The organism is Nocardia sp. NPDC041819, from assembly GCF_055590505.1.
The window spans coordinates 64,095-85,866 of the sequence record NZ_JBVJAP010000010.1; the positions used below are offsets into that span (position 1 = coordinate 64,095).

17 protein-coding genes and 1 pseudogene are annotated in these 21,772 nt (G+C 67.3%); 9 read left to right on the forward strand and 9 right to left on the reverse strand.

Translation table 11 applies throughout. The annotated features are described in order from the left end of the window. Positions 1-111: 111 nt before the first annotated feature. From ACZ6DL_RS25570 to ACZ6DL_RS25585, 4 genes are all read right to left on the reverse strand, one after another. A complete protein-coding gene (locus ACZ6DL_RS25570) occupies positions 112-681 on the reverse strand; it encodes a lipocalin-like domain-containing protein (protein WP_466054796.1) in 570 nt (189 codons plus the stop codon). A gap of 116 nt (positions 682-797) precedes the next feature. Continuing rightward, positions 798-1,739, reverse strand: a complete 942-nt coding sequence (locus ACZ6DL_RS25575) for a sigma-70 family RNA polymerase sigma factor (protein ID WP_466054798.1) — start codon at positions 1,737-1,739, stop codon at positions 798-800. A gap of 10 nt (positions 1,740-1,749) precedes the next feature. After that, entirely contained in the window at positions 1,750-2,940 is a 1,191-nt protein-coding gene (locus ACZ6DL_RS25580; protein WP_466054800.1) for an NAD(P)/FAD-dependent oxidoreductase, read from the reverse strand. A 260-nt stretch (positions 2,941-3,200) separates the two neighbouring features. Continuing rightward, the gene (locus ACZ6DL_RS25585; RefSeq protein WP_466054802.1) at positions 3,201-4,541 is read right to left on the reverse strand and encodes a toll/interleukin-1 receptor domain-containing protein; all 1,341 of its coding nucleotides are present in this window, start codon (positions 4,539-4,541) and stop codon (positions 3,201-3,203) included. A 247-nt stretch (positions 4,542-4,788) separates the two neighbouring features. Between ACZ6DL_RS25585 and ACZ6DL_RS25590 the strand changes: the two genes are divergently transcribed. Beyond that, a complete protein-coding gene (locus ACZ6DL_RS25590) occupies positions 4,789-5,832 on the forward strand; it encodes a glycerophosphodiester phosphodiesterase family protein (protein ID WP_466054804.1) in 1,044 nt (347 codons plus the stop codon). Between the two features lie 89 nt (positions 5,833-5,921). On the opposite strand, the gene ACZ6DL_RS25595 is transcribed toward ACZ6DL_RS25590, so the two are convergent. Continuing rightward, positions 5,922-6,617 (reverse strand): type 1 glutamine amidotransferase domain-containing protein, encoded by a 696-nt coding sequence (locus ACZ6DL_RS25595; RefSeq protein WP_466054806.1) that lies wholly within the window; start codon positions 6,615-6,617, stop codon positions 5,922-5,924. Positions 6,618-6,918: 301 nt separating this feature from the next. On the opposite strand from ACZ6DL_RS25595, the gene ACZ6DL_RS25600 reads away from it, so the two are divergent. The 5 genes from ACZ6DL_RS25600 (at position 6,919) to ACZ6DL_RS25620 (ending at position 10,442) form a co-directional block, all read left to right on the forward strand. Next, on the forward strand, positions 6,919-7,593 hold the full coding sequence (locus ACZ6DL_RS25600) for a PAS and ANTAR domain-containing protein (protein WP_466055109.1): 675 nt from the start codon (positions 6,919-6,921) through the stop codon (positions 7,591-7,593). Between the two features lie 202 nt (positions 7,594-7,795). Next, positions 7,796-8,170: a Zn-ribbon domain-containing OB-fold protein gene (locus ACZ6DL_RS25605; RefSeq protein WP_466055111.1), complete on the forward strand. Its 375-nt coding sequence runs from the start codon at positions 7,796-7,798 to the stop codon at positions 8,168-8,170. A gap of 162 nt (positions 8,171-8,332) precedes the next feature. Beyond that, positions 8,333-8,677, forward strand: coding sequence for a hypothetical protein (locus ACZ6DL_RS25610; protein ID WP_466054808.1), 345 nt, complete (start codon positions 8,333-8,335; stop codon positions 8,675-8,677). Between the two features lie 161 nt (positions 8,678-8,838). Further along, a complete protein-coding gene (locus ACZ6DL_RS25615) occupies positions 8,839-9,951 on the forward strand; it encodes an ABC transporter substrate-binding protein (protein ID WP_466054809.1) in 1,113 nt (370 codons plus the stop codon). Between the two features lie 290 nt (positions 9,952-10,241). Next, positions 10,242-10,442, forward strand: coding sequence for a DUF7489 domain-containing protein (locus ACZ6DL_RS25620; protein ID WP_466054811.1), 201 nt, complete (start codon positions 10,242-10,244; stop codon positions 10,440-10,442). Positions 10,443-10,884: 442 nt separating this feature from the next. Here ACZ6DL_RS25620 and ACZ6DL_RS25625 read toward each other — a convergent pair whose 3' ends face one another. Continuing rightward, complete coding sequence (locus ACZ6DL_RS25625; RefSeq protein WP_466054813.1) at positions 10,885-11,826, reverse strand: NAD-dependent epimerase/dehydratase family protein; 942 nt, start codon at positions 11,824-11,826, stop codon at positions 10,885-10,887. A gap of 153 nt (positions 11,827-11,979) precedes the next feature. Here ACZ6DL_RS25625 and ACZ6DL_RS25630 point away from each other — a divergent pair, with 153 nt between their 5' ends. Both ACZ6DL_RS25630 and ACZ6DL_RS25635 read left to right on the forward strand, forming a co-directional pair. Next, positions 11,980-12,666 (forward strand): TetR/AcrR family transcriptional regulator, encoded by a 687-nt coding sequence (locus ACZ6DL_RS25630; protein ID WP_466054815.1) that lies wholly within the window; start codon positions 11,980-11,982, stop codon positions 12,664-12,666. A gap of 192 nt (positions 12,667-12,858) precedes the next feature. After that, entirely contained in the window at positions 12,859-14,523 is a 1,665-nt protein-coding gene (locus ACZ6DL_RS25635) for a sulfatase-like hydrolase/transferase (RefSeq protein ID WP_466054816.1), read from the forward strand. Between the two features lie 3 nt (positions 14,524-14,526). On the opposite strand, the pseudogene car reads toward ACZ6DL_RS25635, so the two are convergent. Further along, a pseudogene (car, locus tag ACZ6DL_RS25640) lies at positions 14,527-17,999 on the reverse strand (carboxylic acid reductase). 254 nt (positions 18,000-18,253) lie between these two features. Here car and ACZ6DL_RS25645 point away from each other — a divergent pair. After that, positions 18,254-19,705, forward strand: coding sequence for an MFS transporter (locus tag ACZ6DL_RS25645; RefSeq protein WP_466054818.1), 1,452 nt, complete (start codon positions 18,254-18,256; stop codon positions 19,703-19,705). Positions 19,706-20,280: 575 nt separating this feature from the next. On the opposite strand, the gene ACZ6DL_RS25650 is transcribed toward ACZ6DL_RS25645, so the two are convergent. Both ACZ6DL_RS25650 and ACZ6DL_RS25655 read right to left on the reverse strand, forming a co-directional pair. Then, on the reverse strand, positions 20,281-20,766 hold the full coding sequence (locus ACZ6DL_RS25650; protein ID WP_466054820.1) for an RICIN domain-containing protein: 486 nt from the start codon (positions 20,764-20,766) through the stop codon (positions 20,281-20,283). Between the two features lie 480 nt (positions 20,767-21,246). Next, positions 21,247-21,732 carry a glutathione peroxidase gene (locus tag ACZ6DL_RS25655; protein ID WP_040864094.1) on the reverse strand — a complete coding sequence of 162 codons (486 nt, stop codon included), beginning with the start codon at positions 21,730-21,732 and terminating at the stop codon, positions 21,247-21,249. Between the last annotated feature and the right edge of the window lie 40 nt (positions 21,733-21,772).

Here is a 21,772-nt window from a genome sequence, read left to right on the forward strand (position 1 = left end):
AGTCGCACGTGTCGAGCATCCTCACAACGCAACCTACGGTCACGGCGCGACATTGCCGCCGCCGTGCCGCGTTCGGCTCTTTCTCGAGCCGGCCGTCCAGACCCAGCCCGGCTACTCGGCACGGATCCAATGAAGCCGATTGACGAGGATCTGTTCACCGACGGGCGTGGGTGGCGTCCGCAAGACCAGCCGGTCGCCGGATATTTCCACCGAGCGCCGCTGCTCGCTGCCCACCCAGTTCGGGAACACGCTCATTCGCAGCACATGCACGACGGTGTCGCCCTCCAGGCGGTACTCCCCGCAGTACGCGACGTAGGTCGAATAGGCTTCAGCGCGTTCACTTTCGGTGCCGCCGAGCGCGACCGATGTCGACAGTTCACGACGGTCGGCTTTGGCGATCTGACCGGTCATCCATCCGCCAGAGGTATAGACCAGGCACCCTTGGGGGTCGTCGCCGAACGGCATCGTCACCGCGCCTGCCTCGTCGGTGGCGGTCCACGCCGTCAACCGCCACCGCCCCACCAACTCGCCGGCAATCATGCCGCCGATGCTAGCGCCCGCAACGCCACTTGCGACCGGAGCAGGCGCACCGTGCCCTCGGTCACGGCGGGCCCGGCTGTAGCGCCAGAACTCGCGGGCAAATTGCTTCACCGATCTCGACGCCCTCGCGACCGCGATCATCGACGAACTCGGCACCGAGGTACTGTATCGGCGCTCGCCGAGGCAACGCTTTTCGAGGTGACCCCGTTGCGGTTGTTACCCGAGTGGTCGACGCGACGGTCGAAACAGCTTGTCGGCTACCAGGATTCGATCAGCGGGACATCCTGCCGGCGCCGCTGCCATTGTTCGGTGAGGCGGCCGAGTCGGGTCGGGGCGGCGATACCGCGTATGCCCGCGATCTTGTCGTCGCGGATCTCCAGGATCGTGACGCCCAGGATCCGGGCGCCGAGTGTGAAGAGCACGGCCGGGCAGCCGTTGATCACGGCGGCATGGACAGCGGGAGAGCCGCCGACGAGTTTGCGTTTGGCCGCGGACGGTTTGAAGCCGGCTCGCACCGCACGGGCGATCTGCCCCGGGTTCAGGTAGCGGATCAGCTTCTCGGCCATGCCTCCGGCGCCGTCGGAGACGCCGCTCGCGTCGTCGGTCAGCAGCGCCACCAGCCGTTCGGTCCGGCCCGAAGAGGCGGCGGCAACGAACGCCTCGACAATTCGACGCGCGGAGGCCTGATCGACCTCGGAGGTGCGTTTGCCGGCGGCGGCGATTCGACGCCGGGCTCGGTGCGCGTGTTGCTGACTCCCGGCCTCGGTGATGCCGAGAATCTCGGCGGTCTCGGCGTGGCTGTACGCGAAAGCCTCGCGCAGAACGTAAACAGCTCGCTCGGTCGGCGACAGGCGCTCCATGAGGGTCAGCACCGCCAGGGTCACCGATTCGCGCTGCTCGGCGGTCTCCGCAGGGCCCAGCATCGGATCGCCGTCGAGCAGCGGTTCGGGCATCCAGGCGCCTACGGCGCGTTCGCGCCGCACCTGCGCCGAACGAAGGCGATCGAGGGCCAGATTGGTGACGATCTTGGTCAGCCAAGCTTCCGGAACCTCGACGTACTCCTGGTCGGCGGCCTGCCACCGCAGGAACGCGTCCTGCACCGTGTCCTCGGCGTCGGCGGCCGAGCCGAGTAGCCGGTAGGCGAGCGAGGCCAGGCGGTTCCGGCTGGCCTCGAAACGCGTCACGGTGGCGGTGTTCATGCGCCCGACCCTATGCGGTGAGCACTTCGGGCGAGCGCTCCCGGTCGGTGGCCGAGCGGTGCCGGCGAGTCGGCATTCCGAAGGTCGGTCGGCTGATGGCCCAAGCGCTGGCCGCCACGATCGCCGACTTGACTCGCGCCGCAGGCCTGCCGCACAGGGCCCCGGCCTTCGCGCGCCCGGCACCGTCGACAAGCTGGAAGATCCCGTCCTTGCGTCCGAGGCTGATGTGGTTGCCGACATAGCGCAGCGCGGTCGCCTTGATCTTGCGGCCGGTCAGATCCCCGACGATCGCGGCCGCCGCTTGCGTGCCGGTGAATCCCGCCGAAGCACACGACATCGGCAACGGCCGACCGTTCTCACCGATGACGAAGACGCTGTCACCGGCGACGTAGACATCCGGGTGCGAGACCGACCGCATCTGACGGTCTACCGTGATCCGCCCGTCGGCTTCCACCGCGAGACCGCTGGCGGCGGCGATCGGGTGGACGGCGAAGCCGGCGGTCCACACAGTCGCATCCGCGGCGAACACGCTGCCGTCGGCGGCGACCGCCTTCGTCTCCTCGACACGCTCGATCTCGGTGTGCTCGTGGACCGCGATGCCGAATCGATCGAAGGAACGCAGCAGGTGAAGGCGCGCCTTCGGACCCAGCCAACCCCCCGATTCGCCGCTGGTGACCAGGCTGACCTGAAGACCCGGACGGGCCTCCGCGATTTCGGTGGCGGCCTCGATCGCGGTCAGGTTACCGCCGACGACCAGCACCTTCCCGGTCTCGCCCAGCTCATCCAGGCGGGCGCGCAGGCGCAGCGCGGACGGCCGTGCGGCCACGTGGAAGGCGTGCTCGGCGACGCCGGGCACGCCATGGTCGGCGGCAGTGCTGCCGAGCGCGTAGAGGAGGGTGTCGTATCCGATCCGGTCGATGCCTTCGCCATCGGCCACCGTAACGGTCCGCCGCGCGACGTCGATGTCGGTGACCCGGGCCACGCGTAGCCGAATTCCGGTGCCCGCGAACACCTCCGCCAGCGGGCGGTGGGAAAGATCGTGCCCCGCGGCGAGCTGGTGCAGGCGCAGCCGCTCGACGAAATCGGGTTCGGCATTGACGACGGCGATCTCGAAATCGTCCGAATGCAGCGTGCGGGCCAGATATCCGGCGGTGAAGGCTCCGGCGTATCCGGCTCCGAGAACGACGATGCGGTGCTTCATGATTCGCTCCTGTCTGGTTCGCGTACTTCCTGAACGCGACAGGCCCTGAATTCCTGACAGTCACCCAAGTGATCTGCGTCACCAGATGTCAGGAAATCCCTGCAACGAAGGAGCGGACAAGGTGATCCCCGCCGAATCCCTACTCGGATACCTGGGGATCGGGATCGGTGCCATCGCGATGATGCTCATCGGCCACCCCCTCTCCGGCACCGCGACCGCGCCCGATGCTGCCGGGCTGGTCCGGCAACCTCGGTCAGTTGCTACCGCCCGGAGCAGGCGGCCGCCTGCTGCGCTCCACCGCCTTCTTCGAGGGCCACGGCGCCACCCACGCCCTCACCGTCCTGGCCGTCTGGATCGCACTCGGCGCAGCCCTCCCCCTGACCGGCAGCACATACTGCCGGCGGCATCGTCTGCACAGGTTGTGATCCGACGTGCCGGCTTCTGGTCGGCCCGGTATCCGTCGATCGGGAGACCGACACCGCCATCAGCGTGACGAGGACGGCCAGCACAACAGCGAATGCCACGCCGATCAATCTGCGCGGAATCGGATCCGTGTTCGGAGTAGGCGGTGGCAGGCCACCGAAGCCGCCGTAGGGTCTGTAGCGCTTCACCGATTCCAATACGTATTCGCTCCCACCCGAATATCGGTCGGTGGTGAAGGAGATGGACCCGCCGTCTTTACCCCCGGTGTTGCGGTAGGCTTCGACTTTCAGATCGCAAATGATGAGTTGGCGTGTGCTCGCGTCCCAGCGCGGCCAGCCGCCGGTTTGCTTGTACTTCTCTTGCACGAGCGGATCGACCATACGCGCGACGAGGAAGACACTTTTCCCGGTGGGATAAATCGCCAATCGGTCGATTTCACGCCACGAGAAGCGGTGGACGACGCCGACTTTCCGGACCTCGACTCCGCCCGCATCGATCGCCAGTTTGTCGCCGCGACTGAGCATGTAGAAGTGTCCGGCGACGACGGAGACACCGAAGAGCACCGAGAGCAGATCGCGCAGTTCGCCGTGCACGCGGAATACGAACCAGACGAACAACGGGATCGCTGTGCCCGCGATCGCCACGTTGAGATATTTACTGGCGCTCTCTCCGGTATCGGGAAAGACGGTACCGCTCTCGACCCTGCGATCAGGGACCGATTGGGCGACCAGACCGTCGACGATGCGGATCAGCCTGTCGGTGTCGTCGTCATACACCTCCGACCTGATCCTGGCCGTGTTGTGCTCGAGCAGATTCCGGATACTCGGCGGCAATTCGCCCGGGTGGGGCAGTCGGGCGTCATCGACCAGAAGAGGGAGTATCACCTTCCCCAGACGCAGTGCGGTCTCGATTTCCATACGTACCGGGTCGTCGGGGGCGTGCAACCGGCTCCTGTTGTGGGGGCTGAGCCACTCCGATCCGATGACCACGATGACCACGGCCGACCCGGCGATGGCTTGCACGATCGCCTCGCGGAAGGGCACCCCGACATCGATGGAGTCTCTGTCGAAGAAGGTCAGATCGTCCGGAAGCTCCTTTTCGAAGGTAGCTCGAAGCCGGCCGACGAAGTGGTGTGTGCCATCCCTGCGATAGCTGAGAAATATCCGATAGCGATTCACGTACCCCCGGCCTTCCCCCGCAGGAGAGCTGCTACCGAGCCCTCGACACATGGCGAGATCTTGAACGGCCATCATTATGGCGTAGCCGGACAGAGAATGTCAGCCGGTGGCGATTTTCCCGCCATTTTCCGAATGCCCGAAACTACATCTGTGTTCCGCCCGCGGCGGCGGTGAAGTTACGCGATCGTCGCTTCTTCGCCCGGGTGTTACCGTCCGGCGAGAGGATGGGCCGGTGTGGCGGATATGCGTGGCAGGGGTTATGGCGGCCGGTGTCCTGACGGTCGACGTGGCCCCGGGAGCGGCCGATGGTCCGGCCGCGTTCGACCTGCAAGCCCATCGGGGCGGGTTGGGGCTGGTGGCGGAGAATACGTTGCCCGCGTTCGCGAACGCGTTGGAGCTCGGGGTGAGCACGCTGGAGTTGGACGTGCAGATCACCGCGGACGGCTATGCGGTGGTCACGCACGACCGCGATCCGAATCCGGCGAAGTGCGTGGACACCACACCCGCCGTTCCCGGCGACCCGAAGTTCCCCTATGTCGCGGGAACCACCTACATCCGGGATCTGACCCTGGCTCAGGTCCGGACGATCGACTGCGGCTCGGTGCCGTCCGCCGAGCAACCCGGGCAGCGGAGAGCGCCGGGAGCGCGAATACCGTTGCTTGCGGAGGTTTTCGACCTGGTGCGCGCGTATCGCGCCGATCAGGTGAAGCTGAACATCGAGACCAAGGTCGAGGCAGCCGCCCCCGAGCAGACCGCGCCGCGTGAGCAGTTCGTGGACGTCGTGGTGGCGGAGATCCGCCGGGCGGGCATCGGGCGGCAGGTCACCATCCAGAGTTTCGACTTCGGCACCCTCATACGGCTGCGCGAGGTAGCGCCCGACCTGCCGATCATCGTCTTGACCGATGGTCAGCCGAAGTTGCGTGCGGGTGAACCCGGCGGCTCCCCGTGGCTTGGCGGCATGGATATCGACGACTTCCCTGGATCGTTGCAGGAGAAGTTCGTCGCGGCGGCGGCCGCCATCGGCGCCGCCGCGGTCTCACCGGTGCACGGCACTCCGCAGAACGCCACCGTCACCGCTCCGGACTACCAGCCTTTCACCACGATGGACCTCGTCCGCGCCGCTCACCGCCGAGGCATGCGGGTGGTGCCTTGGACGGTCGATGACCGGGCCACCATGAACGCCTTGCTCGACCTCGGCGTAGACGGCCTGATCACCAACCGGCCGGACGTACTGCGCGCGCTGCTTTCCGACCGCGGATATCGCCTGCCACCGGCCTGTCACCGCCCCTGACAGGTCCGTCGCCCGGACCGCGGGCGCTGCGTCGGTGCCGTCGCATTCGCACGCCGCGCCCGCTCAGCGGCCGGACCGACAGGTACCGGTCAAGAAAGCGCTTTCAGCAGCTCGTCGGCCACGCCTGCGGAGGATGCCGGATTCTGGCCGGTGATCAGCGTGCGGTCCACGACGACCTTCGGGGCCCACGGATCGCCCTCGCGGAAGTCGGCTCCGATCGCGACGAGCCGATCCTGCAACAACCACTCGGCCTTGTCCGCGAAGCCCGCCTGGGTCTCTTCGGCGTTGGTGAAGCCGGTCAGGGCGTAGCCCGCGAAGATGTTCGCTCCGTCTTCTCCCTGCGCGGCGAGTAGAGCCGCGGGCGCATGACACACCACCGCCAGCGGCTTGCCGGATGCCAGGATGTCGGCGAGCAACCGACCGGAGTCGGCGTCGACGGCGAGGTCTTCCATCGGCCCGTGCCCGCCGGGGTAGAACACCGCCGCGTAGTCGGCGAGGTTTACCCCCGCCAGGTCCACGGGGTTGTTCAGTTCGGCGCTCGTGCCGATCACGTGCGCTCGATGATCGGCGTTCTCCTGCCCGCCGTTCGCCTCGGGCGCGAGGCTGCCCTTGTCCACGGTCGGTACGACGCCACCCGGGGTGGCCACCACGATCTCGTAACCCGCCGCTTTCAGTTTCTCGAAGGGCACCACGAATTCCTCGGCCCAGAAGCCGGTCGGGTGCTGGGTCCCGTCGGCCAGCGTCCAGTGGTCGGCTCCGGTCATCACGAAAAGGATCTTCGGCATGGTCTGTTGTCTCCTCGTCCGGAACCCGGTAGGCCGGGTTCGGTCATCGAGTCCTGTCACGCTGGCCCGAGTGCTGCCGGACCCCGACCCCGCACACCGGGATCGTCAGCGACGACACTGTCGACGCTAGCCTTCCCGTTCTTCGGGATACCAAAAGACCGGGTTCGCGGCCATTCCTGTTTCACTTTTCGCGCCTACGCGGCGACGCGGCGGCCCCGATCCGGGAGGTGCGCGGCACACAACGCCACACCCCCCGCCTGACCTGGGGTTGTATTCGGGCCATACTGGACCGGTGACTGAGATGGGACAACGCGAGCGGGAGACTGCGCGCAGGATGCTCGGCGGTTGCCCCGATATCGGCAACTTTCGGTTCTGGTTCGCGGACCAGCGGTGGGAATGGTCCGAGGAAGCCGCCGGGATCTTCGGGTACGCACCGGGCGAGGTCGAGCCGTCCACCGAACTCTTGCAGAACCACCAGCACCCCGACGACCGCCAGCGGGTCGCCGAGGCCCTCGCCGACGCCATCGAGACCGCGACTCCGTTCTGCACCCGCCACCGGATCATCGACACCGAGGGCGACACGCACGACGTGATCGTCATCGGCGACCAGCTGTTCGACGAGCAAGGCACTGTGGTCGGCTCCGCCGGTTACTTCATCGATGTCACCGAGACACTCGAGGGCAATCTCCAGGAAGCCCTCGACGACCTGCTGCCCGACGTGATCGACGCGCGCGCGGTGATCGAACAGGCCAAGGGCGTCCTGATGTTCGTCTACGGCGTCAACGCCGATCAGGCGTTCCGGGTGCTGCGCTGGCGCTCGCAGGAGACCAATGTCAAGATCCGCACGCTGGCCGAGCAGCTCGTCGCCGACATCGTCGCGATGGGCGGTGCGCTGGTTCAGCAACGCACCCGCTTCGACCATCTGCTGCTGACCATCCACCAGCGGGTGGCGCCCCCGGAACCCGTCGCGGACTAGCCGACCATCGCTACGGCCCGGCCATCCTGAAAAACAGGTATACCCCGGGTCATTCCACCGTCGCTCGAGGTGGCTGATCGGGGGAGTCTGGAGCGGAAGTTGCCAGCAACGTTCCGGAGAAGCTCGTATGCACACGAACCACGTGACGCACAGTCCGAATGCCGTCGGGAGCGGCAGCACACTGAGCATGGATGACAGGCTGATGATCTACCGCTGCGTGCGGTGCGACAAGCTGCTCGCGCCGATAGCGTCCGGATGTTCGTCCTGCGGATCCGGCGAGCTCGAGCGTGTGCCCTCGATGGGTACCGGTTCCGTCGTGTCGTGGCGGGTGGTGGATCGCGCCCCGACCGACAGGCAGGGCGGGTTGGTGCCGCTGACGATCGCCATCGTGGAACTCGACGAAGGCCCGTGGGTCTATACATCGCTCGAAGGGGAGATCCCCTCGTCTTCGGGCCGGTCGGTACGCGTGCGATTCCAGCCCCATCCCCCGGAAGGCCGGTTCCCGGTCTTCGAGGTCAGTACCGATTCCCGAAGCCCATCGTGCGCAGCTCCGCCGCACCTTTCTGCGCAGGAGTAGTAGCGGTGCGCCGCTCATAGGGCACGGAGGCCCACCGCATCCGTCCCGGTGGCGGCCGGATTCACCGTGCCGCCGTCCCGCCGACAACGCGCTATCGGCCCTCGCTTCCTGCCACTATCGTGTACTCACTCTTACCGATCGGAATAGTTGAGGAGAATCGACATGGGACGTTTTGTCCCTCGTGCGTTGACCGCGGCGGTGTGTGTGGGATGGGGCGGTATCTGTATGGCCGGCCTCGCGCCGACCACCGCGGCCGCGCCCTCGATCTACGAACCGAGCATCACCCCGTGCAGTCACCTGTTCACCACCCCGCTCGAACCCGGCCGCCCCGGTACGAGCACCTATTGGAGCCCGTTCGGCACTGCCGACATCGTCTGCTACGACGTCGGTTCGCTGCCGGTGAGCTACTACCAGCGCGACCCGGCGGGACAGTGGCACACGATGAACCAACTGATCCCCGGCAACTACTTCATCAACATCTTCGGCTACGGCCACCTGCCCGCATAAACAAATCGGTTGCCTGTCGGCGAGGACGCTGGATCCAATGTGCGGCATGGTCGTTCAGGTTGCCCGCCACGGCGAGATCGAGATGCACACGCACTACGGACGGTGCCATTCCGGGCTGTGGACTAGCCGCAACCGAATCGCCGCGGGCGAGACGCCGACGCATGAAGACGCCACTGCCGCCGCCTGAAGCGATCCGGACCGATGGATCATCGGTCCGGATCGGCGCTCTCGCTCCGCTGACCCGGCCCGGCTGGGCCGAGGCAGGCCGACACCTACTCGCCGGAGTCGAGCTGGCTGTCGGCGAAGTCAATGAGGCCGGTGGGATCGCCGGAAGACCACTCGAGCTGGTGGTCCGAGACACCGCGGCTGATCCGCGGCGGGCCGCGGCTGCCGTAGACGAATTGGCTCGCCTCGGCGTGGCTGCCTTGGCGGGCGAGTATCACAGTGTCGTCGCTCGCGCCGCTGCCGCCAGGGCCGACGCCCTCGGCCTGCCTTTCCTCTGCTCGTCGGCGGTTCTCGACGCGCTCACCGAACAGCCGACGCGATGGGTCGCGCGCCTGGCCCCGGCGCAGTCTCGGGGCTGGCGGATCTACGCGGACTTCCTGCTCAACGCAGGCCACAGCCGAATCGCCGTGGCGGCGGAATCGAGCGTCTACTGGGCGTCCGGTGCCCGCATTCTGCGGGACTACCTCGCTCCACGCGGCGGCACCGTCGTCGAACTCGACATGCGTGCGCTCACCCCCACGTCGGTGTGCGATGAACTCGCCGACAATCGCGCGACAGCTCTGCTTCTTCTGGTCGGCTACCCGGAGCAGGCAGTGTCGATCGTGGAGTCTGTTCGCCGCGACCAGCGCCTCGCCGAGATCATGATCGGTGCTCCCGCCGGGCAACCGGAGTTCGCCGAATGGGCGAGGTTACTGGGCGAGGACGGCGCCGCGATCCCGTTCTTGCGCTATCTGCCCGAGCGCCTCGGCCCCCTCGGCGCCCGAGTCGAGAAGACCCTGCGCGAGCGGCTGACCGAAGCGCCCTCCTTCGTCGCCTTCGAGGGCTACGACACGGTGGCCGTCCTCGCCGACATGCTGCGTTCGCACGGCGCGGACCGGGCCCGCACCGCCGAATCCTGGCCGCGCGTCGCAGTCGAAGGCACCCGCGGGATGATCCGGTTCTCCCGCACGCCAGGCATCAGCGTTTGGCAATGGGCTCGAGCGCCGATCCAAGTCGTCGACCGGGATCCGGTGCGACCCGATCGCTTTCGCGTCCTGCACGCCGGCTGAGAGAAACGGCCTGCGCCACGCGAGAGCCGATCGAGCCGAGGTCGACGTCCGGATCGCCGCCGGGCAACTCATGGTGGCGATCACCGACAACAGCGGCGGTAGCCTGCTCGAGCACGGCAGCCGACGCCATCACCCGCTGATCGGTAGTCCTTTCGACGGTGATCTCCGACTTTCGGCCGAGGCGAATACACCCCTGCGGGGGATGTCGCCGCGGCGGCGACAGGAAACACTGGAATCACGTCGTACGGGATCCCGTGGCGTGAATGCTCAGCGAAACAAGGAGTCGACCGATGCAACAGCAGGAATGGCGGGGGACGGTTGTCGAGAAGTCGCGCGGGTTGTTCGACGGGGCGAACCTGTACCGGCGCTTGACCGTCCGGCTATCGGACGGCAGTACCGTGAAGGTTCGGGTCGACCGGAAACTGTGGAAAACAGTGCAAGCCGGTGATTCGGTGACCAAGCACGTGGGAGCCGATCCGGTGAAGGACTGACCCACCCGCAGGCCGGATCCGCACACTCGGAGGAGCTACGAGAGCGGGGCCTGACCGATCCGTTCACCGGTGCCTTCCTGCAGTTCGGCGCCTATGACCTCAGCGGGCGATCTCCCGGCGGCAAACTGTACGCCGACGAGTTCTTCATTCAGGCGTACGCCGGCCACGTCGCCGATCGGACCGATCCCGATATCTCCCCCCTCTACGGCGACCTCGGTGGCCTACCACCGACGCTGCTGGTTCACCTATCGCCCGACCGGCATGGCCGCCGTCGCCCTTCGCGGTATCGGAACGTGGTTGGCAAACCGCCTGGCCAGGGCGTAATTTGCCGCCGACCTACACCGGATCCCGCCGTTGATGTCGTTGCGGGGACGCCTTTCGTCGCGGCGCCGACACATAGGGGTCGCATGGCGCGAGACGACGTCGCTACGCCCCGCGTTGCTCAGCCTATGCTCGCCGATTCTTCCGCGCGAAGCGCGGCGATCGTCGCGCGCAGGGACTCCGCGGTCGGTGTCGGTTCGATGCCGAAGGCCGCGGTCGCGGCGGAGGAATCGATGACGAACGGGCGATCGAACTGGTAGCGCATCTCGCGCATCTCGCGGGCGGCGGGATCGAACAGCCCTGCGGCCCACAGCATCGCGATGGGCATCCGGCTCACGCGCGCGGGGGGCGCGTCCGCCACCGTCGCGGCCAGTCCGGCCAGTTCACGGATGGACATGGGCGGCGCGGTCGGCGTGTGCCATGCTCGGCCCCACGCACTTTCGTCGGCGGCGACCGCGACCAGCGTGCGAGCGGTGTCACCGACGTCGGTCCAGCTGTGCGCGGCGTCCGGATCGGCGGGGAACTGCGCCCGGCGCCCCGAGAGCACGGCGGGCAGCGCCACCATGGTGAACGCCGATTTCGCTCCCGCGCCGAGGTAGTCCGATCCACGCACCTCGGCGGCGCGGACGCGGCCCGCCTCGTGCGCGGCAAGCGCCTCGGCCCATATTTCCGTCCGAACCCGCCCCTTCACACTGTTGGGGCGCAGTGTGTGCCGCTCACTGATCGGACCGTCGACCGGTCCGTAGCCGTACAGGTTTCCGACGCTGAGCAGCGCTGCGCCGGTCGCTTCCGCCGCACGCAACGCGGCGGCGGCCAGCGGCGGAAAGTCGGTCGCCCAGCGATGATACGGCGGCTGCGCGCACTGGAAGACGACCTCCGCGCCCTCGCAGTGCGGGATCAATGCCTCGGAATCGGTGGCGTCGGCGGCGACGCGCTCGATCAGCGGGTGGTCCGGACCGCTACCGCGCCGGGTGATCACGCGCACCCGGCTGCCGCGTGCGGCGAGCAACTGGGCCGTGGCCGTTCCGACCGGACCGGCTCCGATGACGACGTGCAGGGACATGGCATTCCAACCTGTCTGACGTTCTTTATAGAGAACACTGCTCTCTAATTGACAGCTAGAGCCTAAGTCAGAACACCTATCTGAGTCAAGAACACTGTTCACACTCTGTGCCGACGTTCTCTTCTCCGTCCTTTGTTCCCTACACTGGGAGGAATGTCCGCCCAGTCACTGCGCGCCCGCGTCCGCTCCGAGATGATCGAGGAGATCAAGGCGGCCGCGCGCAAACGGTTGGCGGTGGACGGCGCGAACTTGTCCCTGCGGGGGGTCGCCCGGGACATGGGGATCGTCGCCTCGGCGCTCTATCGGTATTTCCCGAGCCGCGACGACCTGCTGACCGCGTTGATCATGGAGGCCTACCAAGCGCTCGCCGCCGAAGCCGAAGCTGCGGACACGCGGCTGCCCGCCGGCGATCTGCGCGGCCGGTGGATGGCGGTGTGCTCGTCCGTGCGGGACTGGGCGCAGGCTCATCCGGCCGAATACGGCCTGCTCTACGGCAGTCCGGTGCCCGGATACGACGCCCCGGACGACACCGTGGCGCCCGCCGCGGCCGTGGTCTTCCGGCTTGTCGCCATCGCGCAGGCGGGTGCGGAAGAACTGGCGCCGCCGCCGCTTTCGTCCGCGCTGCCCGCACCCGTGCACGCCGACCTGCGCCGCCTGATCGAGCAGCAGTCCTCCGACCTGTCCGAGGACGTGCTCGACCGGGTCTTCGTGGCGTGGACCCAGCTGTTCGGCCTGCTCGACTTCGAGGTCTTCGGCCGGCTGAACGGCATCATCGATGCCCGCGCGGACTACTTCGCCCACCACATGAACGTGATGGCCGATCTGGTCGGCCTGCCGTAACCCCGGATTCCGGCTCTCACGACGTACTCCGCACCGTCGCAAGCGTCCCCCGACCGGCTCACCTGCGGCGATAACCTGGCGGCGTGTCCGCACCGGAGTTCGGCTACCGCGATCCGGACAGCGCTACGGTGACAGCACCGAGATTCTCCGCGTTCCATTCGCCCGACGAAATCACTCATTCGTGGAGGAACATTGCCGAGCTCGTTCACTCGCAGGGGTTTTCTCTCCAGTGCGGCCACCTCGGCGACGGCCGCGGCCGCCGTCTCGACCGGAGCCGCTCCGGGCAGAGCGCGTGCCGACACCGATCCGGACAAGCCGAACATCCTGGTGATCATCGTGGATGAGATGCGGACGCCCGTGTGGTTTCCCGATCAGCAGACATTGGACACCGTCCTGCCGAACATCGCCCGGATCCGCCGGGGCAGTGTGTCGTTCGAGAATCACTACACGGCGGCCAACGACTGCACGCCCGCTCGCGGCTGCCTGCTGACCGGCCTCTACGCGCAGCAGACCGGGGTGATGGTCGTGTCGGAGTCGACCTTGTCGCCCCTTTTCCCGACATGGGGATCGATGCTGCGCGACCACGGCTACGACACCACGTACTGGGGCAAGTGGCATCTCGGCAGCTACCCGGATCGCACCCCGGGCGCGCTGGAAGCCTACGGTTTCCACGGCGGCACCTATCCCTCCCCGAACGGCGCGCCGGGGCAAGGGGTGCAAGCGGACCCGAAGATCGTCGACCAGTTCGCCGACTGGTTCCACAACGATTCCGGCGCCGCGCCATGGTGTACGACGGTGTCGCTGGTCAACCCGCACGACATCCAGTGGTGGCCGCGCTGGACCCGGCGCGACCAATTCAACGCCGACATCCCGCGGTGGATGAACGAACTGCCGCCCAACTTCGAATCCCTCGAACAGCTCTCGCGCAAGCCCCGCCTGCAGATGGCGCTGGTCGAGGTCTCGGCGGTGGCGTTCGGGGTGGCGCCCTACGGGACACCGGAAGCCATGCAGGCCTGGATCGAGATGCGCAACCTGTATCTGTGGGCGCAGCAGCAGGTCGACATCCAGATCGGTCGCGTGCTCGACACCTTGCACTCCCGTCCCGATGTCGCCGCCAACACCGTCGTCGTCTTCACCTCCGACCACGGCGATTACGCCGGTTCCCACGGCCTGCACGGCAAAGGCGGCGCCGCCTACGACGAGGCGCTGCGGGTGCCGCTCTACGTACACGACCCGCGCGGATACCTGAGCCCGGTGGACGGCACGACCACCAGGGACCAGCTCACCTCCAGCGTCGACTTCACTCCCCTACTGCTCACCATCGGCACCGGCGGCAACGAATGGCGCGGCGACGGACGCTACGAACATCTCAGCGGACGCTTCGACATCGCCGCGCTCTGCCGCGACGCGGGCGCGGCGGGCCGTCCGTGGGTCGCGCACACGACCGACGAGGCGTCGATCGAGGAAGCCGCGATCCTGTTCAACCAGGACGCCCCCGGCCACGTCGCGATGGTGCGCACCGCCGAGGCGAAGTTCGCGTCCTATTCCCAATGGGTGCACGGCCGGATCCAGATCGATCCGACGCGCGAGCAGGAGTTCGAACTCTACGACTACAGCACCGACGGCGGCCGGCTCGAACTCGACAACCAGGCGGCGACCGGGAATCCGCTGCGCGGCGACATGGAGCCGCTGCTCGACAACGTCATCCACACCGAGATCCAGCAACCGCTGCCGCCGTATCTGCGGGCCGCCCAGGACGAAGGCATCGGCGACTACATCTCGGCGCAGACGAACATCTTGGTCCAAGCCGAACGAATCGGCAACGCTCTGCTGGATGCCGTGCCGAGGCCGTCCTGACTTCTACAGCAGGCCCCGCAATTGCAGGTCCGTCGCGTATTTCTCGATGAGTTCTCGCGATATCTGCGGAATATCGTGCTCGGCGCCGATTTTCGCGGCTCGCACGGCGGAGCGGAACCCCTCCGCGGGAAGTGCCGAGCCGCGAACAGCCGGGGCCGGTCGCCGATACGCGTGCAGCAAGGGCAGGACGGAGGCCTGGCGCTGCCATTCCGGGAGCGCCCGCAGGGCGGTCTCGAACCGGGTGAACCACTCCTGGTAGTCGGCGATCCGCTCGATCCGGTGGCCCGCGGCGATCAGCCAATCGACGAACTCGTCGAGCGAGCGGCCGTCGTCGTGCGGGTTGAGCACATCGAAACTCTGGAAGCCGGTGCCGGCCGTCGCGCCGAGGGCGGTGATCGCGTCCGCGGTGAAATCGGCGGGCAGGCCGTCGTAATGGGCGCGCGAGCGGTTGCCGTCGGCGTCGGTGCGGTAGAAGGAGAACGGCGCGATCCCCGTGACGATCAGGCTCAGCAGCAGCCGGGTGAAGATATCCGGCACATTGAGCTGGCCGGCGTAGCGCCGGTCGGCGAGGATCATGTCCGACCGGAACACCGCCACCGGCAGTCCGCACAGGTCGTTGGCCTCACGCAGCAGCACCTCACCCGCCCACTTGCTGTTGCCGTAGCCGTTGGCGTAGCTGTCGTCCACCGCGCGGACCGGGCTGATCTCGCGAATGTCCCCGTCCTCGGCGAAGACGGCCGGATCGATCTGCGCGGCCACGGCGACCGTGGACAGGTAGGTGAACGGCTTGAGCCGCGTGGTGAGGGCGAGGCGGATCAACTCGGCGGTGCCGACCACGTTCGGGCCGAACAGTTGCCGGTACGGCAGCACGTGATTGACCAGCGCGGCGGGATGCACGATCAGGTCGACGCGGTCGGCCAGCCGATCCCACGTCCGATCGTCCAGGCCGAGGTTCGGCTCCCCGATATCACCGGGGATCACCTCGAGATGCGCGGCGGCCAGCTCGCGGAATTCCCGGACCAGCGTGGGATCCCCGGTGTCGAAAGCGCTGTCGAGGCGTTGGCGCGCCGCGGCGGCGTCGGAGCCACGGACCAGGCAGACGAGTGTGCCTGCGGTGTCGTGCATCCGCCGCAGCCACTCCAGGCACAGGAAACGCCCGAGGTAGCCGTTCGCGCCGGTGAGCAGCACCGTCCGCGCGGTCTCCGTGGGGCGCGGCAGCGACGGCGCCGCGGCGAGCGTGCGGGCGTCGAGGAACTTGTCGAGCGTCAGATCGGCGGCACGCACCTGCGGCCCGGCACCGTGCACCGTGGTGTAGGTGGCACCTCGTCCACCCGAGACACGCACGGCCGCGATGTAATCCGCCACCTCGCGCAGATTGTTGGCCGGGCTGATCACGACCGACACCGGCACCTCGACATCGAAGATCTCGTGCAGCAGGTTCGACAGCGACAGCGCCGACAGCGAATCGCCGCCGAGATCGGTGAAGTGCGCGTCGGGACGCAGATCGGCGTCCGCGCAGCCCAGCACGGCCTTCGCCGCGCGGCCGACCGTCTGGAGCACGGGCAGATCGACCGCGGTGCGGCGCAGGTCGAGCAGTTCGTTCGCCTGCCCGGCGTCCAGGTCGGCGTACAGCTGCTGCAAGCGCGGCTCGTACCGCTCTCTCAGCTTGGGGCGTAGCAACTTTCCGATGCCCGACAGCAAACCGTTGGCGGTGGTGAACGGCTCCGGCTCGATCAGGAAATCGCGCGGGATCTCATAGGATTGCAGTTCGGCGTCCTTGGCGAGCTGTCGCAGCGATTCGCTCAGCGCCGTCTTCATCTTCTCGAGGTCGCCCCAGCCGAGCACGTCCTCGGTGGGCACGATCACGGCCAGGAGATACGCGCGTTCGCTGCTGCCGTACACGAAGATCTGCTGGATCAGCGGACTGGTCGCATAGATCGCCTCCAGGTGCGAGACCGCGACGAATTCGCCCTGGGAGAGCTTCAGCACGTTGTTACGCCGATCGACGTAGACCAGGCGATCCGGGGCGAGTTCGGCGACGATGTCGCCGGTCTTGTAGAAGCCCTCGTCGTCGAAGATCTCGGCGGTGAGCTCCGGTCGCGCGTAGTAGCCGGAGATCAGGGTGGTGCTCTTCAGCAGCAGCTCACCGCGCGGATGCGGTTTGTCGGTCCGGAAGTAGCCCAGCTCGGGGACGTCGGCGAGCTTGTAATCGAGCACCGGCGGCCGCTGCACCCGTTCGTCGATGACAACGACGCCGCCCGCCTCGGTGGACCCGTACCCGTCGTGCAGTTCCAGCTCGAGCACCGACTCGACGAACGATTTCATCTCCGCCGACACCGGCGCGCTTCCACAGATCGCCATGACCATGCGTCCACCGAGGAAGTGCTCGCGCAGTTCGGTTTTCACCTGCGCTTCCAGCGCGGCCCGGTCGACGCCCGGCCCGTCGCGCCGATCCACCTCGCCACGGAAGCGCTGGAAGATCATGTCGCACACCCGTGGAACGAAGAACAGCTCGGTGGGCCGCGCCAGCGCGATGTCGTCGAAGAGCGTGGACATATCGCTCTTGGCGGTGAAATAGGCGGTGCCGCCGCGGGCCAGTACGCCGGTCAGCGACCCGCGACCGGCCACGTGGCTCATCGGCATGTAGTTGAGGTTGATCGCGGCGACATCGCGCCGGTTCACCCATCCCCTGGCGACCAGCCGCTGGGAGTACATCGCCCCCTTGGGGGTCCCGGTGCTGCCCGAGGTGTAGATCAGTAGCGCCAGCGGGTCCGCACCCGACTCGGCGGCGAACAGCGGCGCGGGCGGCAGCGACCTACCTCGTGCGAGCACCTCGTCGAGCGGTTCCACGAGCACGGAGCTGCCCGCCTCGGCCAGGCGGGCGCGGGCCGCTTCGAACGCCGAGCGCTGGTCGTCGTCTCCCGGGTGGTAGTCGAAGACGATCAGCCGGTGCGGCCCGGCCTGCGACAGCGCACACGTCACCGCGGCGTCGAGCAGCTCCGGGGTCGCGGCGAGCACCCGCGGCGCGGTCTCCTCGACGATCGCCGACAGCTGGGCGACCGGCGCGCTGGATTGCAGCGGAACCGCAACCAGCCCCAAGTGGATGCAGGCCAGGTCGAGAGTGGTGTAGTCGCTGCTGGTGAAGCCGAGAATGCCTACGAAATCGCCCGCTCGGAGCGGCTCGCGCGCATCACCGTGCCATGCGGCGGCCACGGCGCGCACGCGCTCCCACAGCTCGCCGTAGGGATCGTGTCGAACTCCGGCAGCAGGCTCAGCGTCGTGCGGCCGGTCTCGCCGGTGCGGAGTTCGGTCGCGCGCGTGCCGAGGGCGGGCCGGTCGGCGTAGCCGACCATGACCGTCTCGACCATCTGGGCGAGCCCCGCGCCGGGCTCGCGAAGCTTCTCGGCGACCTCCGCACGCGGGGTGGCGTTGCGAATGTCGTCGTTTTCCGCGTACAGCCGGGTGATGCGGCGCATGAGCCGCTCCCCGCGTGTTTCGAGTGCCACGACGACCTCCTTCCTCCGGGAACGCGCGTTCACCAAACACGTTAGCTCGCCTAAGTACTTCGGGCGGGCGATAGCGGAGGTAGGTGTCTGTGACGCCGGACACAGTGCCGGATATGTACCAAATGCTCCGGTATTCCCTTGCGGCACACGCTCAGCCTGGTGCTGCCGGTACCAGTGTCAACGGGCTCCTGTTACCGGTGCCCGGCGCACCGCATGCTCGGAGCATGACACAGACCATATCGCCGGGTCCGGCGGCGGCAACGACGCCCGCCGCCGCTCCGGCCGCCTCACCCGCCGCGCTGGGAGCGCGGCACTCGCTCGCCGTCCTGGCCGTCATCCTCACCGGCCAGTTCATGGCGGTGCTCGATTCCTCCATCGTCAACGTCGCGATCCCCTCCATCCGGGGTTCGTTGCACACCAGCGGCGCGGCCCTGCAGCTGATCGTCGCCGGCTACGTCATCGCGTACGCCGTCCTGCTGGTCACCGGCGCACGGCTCGGCGACCGGTTCACCCAGCGCCGCGCGTTCGTCGCCGGACTGGCGCTGTTCACCCTCGCCTCGCTGGCTTGCGGACTGGCCTGGAACGAGACCTCGCTGATCGTCTTCCGGTTCGCCCAGGGCATCGGCGCGGCCGCGATGGTGCCGCAGATCATGACGCTCATCCAGCGCACCTTCACCGGTCACGCCCGCGCGCGAGCGCTGAGCGTCTACTCGGCCATCATCTCCGGCGGCATGGTCGCCGGGCAGGTGCTGGGCGGGCTGATCGTCAACGCGGACCTGTTCGGCAGCGGATGGCGCGGAGTGTTCCTGGTGAACGTGCCGATCGGCGTCGCGCTGCTGGTCGCGGCACCGCGCATCCTGCCGCCCTCGGCCCGGCGCCTGGAGCGGCGGCTCGACCTGCCCGGGCTGGCCACGCTCACCGCCTCGGTGCTGTTGCTGGTGTTGCCCCTGGCGCTCGGGCGCGAGATGGATTGGCCGATGTGGTCGTGGATCGCGTTGATCGCCAGCGTGATCGGCTTCGGGCTGTTCGTGATGATCGAGCGAATCGTCGCCGCACGTGGCGGCGAACCCCTGTTCGCGCGGGCGGTGCTCACCGCACCGGGTCTGATCTCCGCCGCGGTCGCGTTGTTCGTGATCATGGCGACCTTCGGCGGCTGGATGTTCGTCATGGCGATCCACTTGCAGAGCACGCTCGGCTACAGCGCCCTGCACGCGGGCCTGCTGTTCGTCCCGCTCGGCGTGACCTTCGCCGTCGCCAGCCTGAACTGGGAGCGCATCCCGGCTCGTTTCCACCCGGCGATGATCCCGCTGGGGTTGGTTCTCGGCGCGGTGAGCATGGTGGCCCTCGGCGCGCTGCTGCGCGACGGCGCCGAGGTCGGGCCGCTGGCGCTGACACTGCTCGGCTTGTGCGGCGCGGGCAACGGCATCGCGTTCAGTCCGTTGATGACCCGCACGCTGGCCAAGGTCCCGATGACTTCGGCCGCGGACGCGAGCGGCATCCTGGTGACCAACGTGCAACTGGGCATCGTGGTCGGGATCGCCACCTTCGGCTCGCTGTTCCTCGGCCTCGCGGGCAGCACGGTGACCAGCGCGGCGCACGCGCTGGGCGGCACCGCGATCGCCGAGGGCAGCACGGTCCTAGTGGCGGCGGCTTTCGCGGCACGCGCCGCGCGGTAGCAGGCCCGCCGTTCGACGACCTTCGAATCATGGCGAGTCGAACCATCGCGAATCGCCGCCGCCGCCGCGCATCCTCACCAGTGGGTGCGCCGTCGGTGGCCCGAGCCGGATCGTGCCCGGCTCGGGCCACCGCTCCCGGCGGCGGCTCGGTGGCTCGCGGGCCACTACCTACGCCGAACCGTTTCACGCGGCATCGCAGGCGGCGTCGCTGGATTACGCCTCGCGTGGGCGGGCGAGCGAGAGAATTATATTGCCGGGCAAGGTGTTTCGGTGTCTGTTAGTTTCTGTCCCGCGAATGCCCGCCACGCTCTTGCGAACCCGGGGGCAGAACCACGATTCTCAGCTCGACGCGCTCAATGCTGCCGGATGCGAACGGGTGGCCGACCTCCCGCCTTGACCGAACTCCGGATGAGCAAGGCACGCGAGATGCAGGAAGAACGTGACCGGCCGGGCAAACGGAAGTACACGCTCACCCAGATCGCCGAGACCTCCAACGTCTCCCGCGCGACGATCTACCGCCACCTCGACCCTGGCAGGGCCCCGCCGATTTCGCCGGGGCCCTGGGAGCGATCCCGTCAGTTCGGGATTTCGTCGAGATAATCGTTCGCGTTGAAATACCAGAGCTGACTTACGGCGGAAAAACTTCTGTCCAGTACAACTGTGTCGTACTGTACGTTTCCGAAATCGCCTCTGAGGCTCAATGCGGCGGACGTATTCAAATATGGCATGTAGTTGAAAATCTTGGGGCCGCGCGAGTCTTCGCGATAACACCATTTCTGCTGGTCGGAGCCGTTAGATTTTTTGATCCTGAGATTGACTTCGGAGTTGATCTGGGCGTTGCCCGCATCGAGGCAGTAGGTATCTTTGTCGTCGGAGATCTCAATTCGGATCACGGTATAGCCATCTTTTTTTCCCACTTCATGTGTCGTCCACCTTTGCCGACGATGGTCGTGCAAGGCATAGCGAACACTGACGACGATCGCTCCATCGGTGAGTGCGTCGCCATACACGGTAAGTCGACTTCCGTTGAGTCGGTTCACAAGTAGCGCATTTGTGAGCATGGCCGAACTCCCTTCACGTGCTTACATGTGGTTCGGCTCGAGCAGTCTACGTCGGCCACAAGTCCGACACGCCGGTTTGCAGCTATCTCAATTACGTTGCGGCACAATGTGTTTCGGTGGTATGGATCCGCGAAGAGTGACAGTTCGGCCGTCGGGTGAGACCATGCGTTTCGGTGCCGAGTTCGCCCAGCGCAAACTTTCACTCTCCCACCCCCACTGTAGATTTCGTAGACACAGCCTGCTTGCGGATGATCTGGTGATTCCCCGATGCGCGGCCCGGCCGAGGCCAGGCAACTCGGCTTACGCGAGCCACTCACCCGGCGCTCCTGACGCCGATGTCATCGAGTGGCACATCACCGAGAGGATGCGCCACGCGTGCCGGGCTGATCGGGTTGGAGGCCGACCGCTCGTGAATGGCGGGCGGACGCGAGCGGAGCCGCCGTCCTTGGGGGGACGACGGCTCCGCTTCTCGCGACTGCTTCAGAGCACGGCTTCGATGGCCGCTACCAATTCCGGCGCCTCGGGGGTGGTGCGCGGGCGGAAGCGGCCCGCGACCTTGCCGTCGCGGTCGATCAGGAACTTCTCGAAATTCCACTGGATGTCGCCCGCGTTGCCTTCGGCATCGGGGGTCTCCACCAGCTGCTGGTAGAGGGCGTGGCGCTGGTCGCCGTTGACGTCGGTCTTCTCCAGCAAGGGGAAATCGACGCCGTAGGTGGTGGAACAGAATTCCTGGATCTCCTCGGCGGTGCCCGGCTCTTGGCCCATGAACTGGTTGCACGGCACGCCGACCACGCTGAGACCGCGCGGACCGAAGGACTCGTGCAGCTCGACCAGACCGGAATACTGCGGCGTCAGGCCGCATTTCGAGGCCACGTTGACCAGCAGGACGGCGCGGTCGCCGACCAGGTCGGCCAGCGTCGTCGATTCGCCGGACAGCGTGCGTAGCGGAACTTCTCGAAGACTCATGCGTATCCGTTCTCGATGCCGTGGATCCACCCCGACGGCC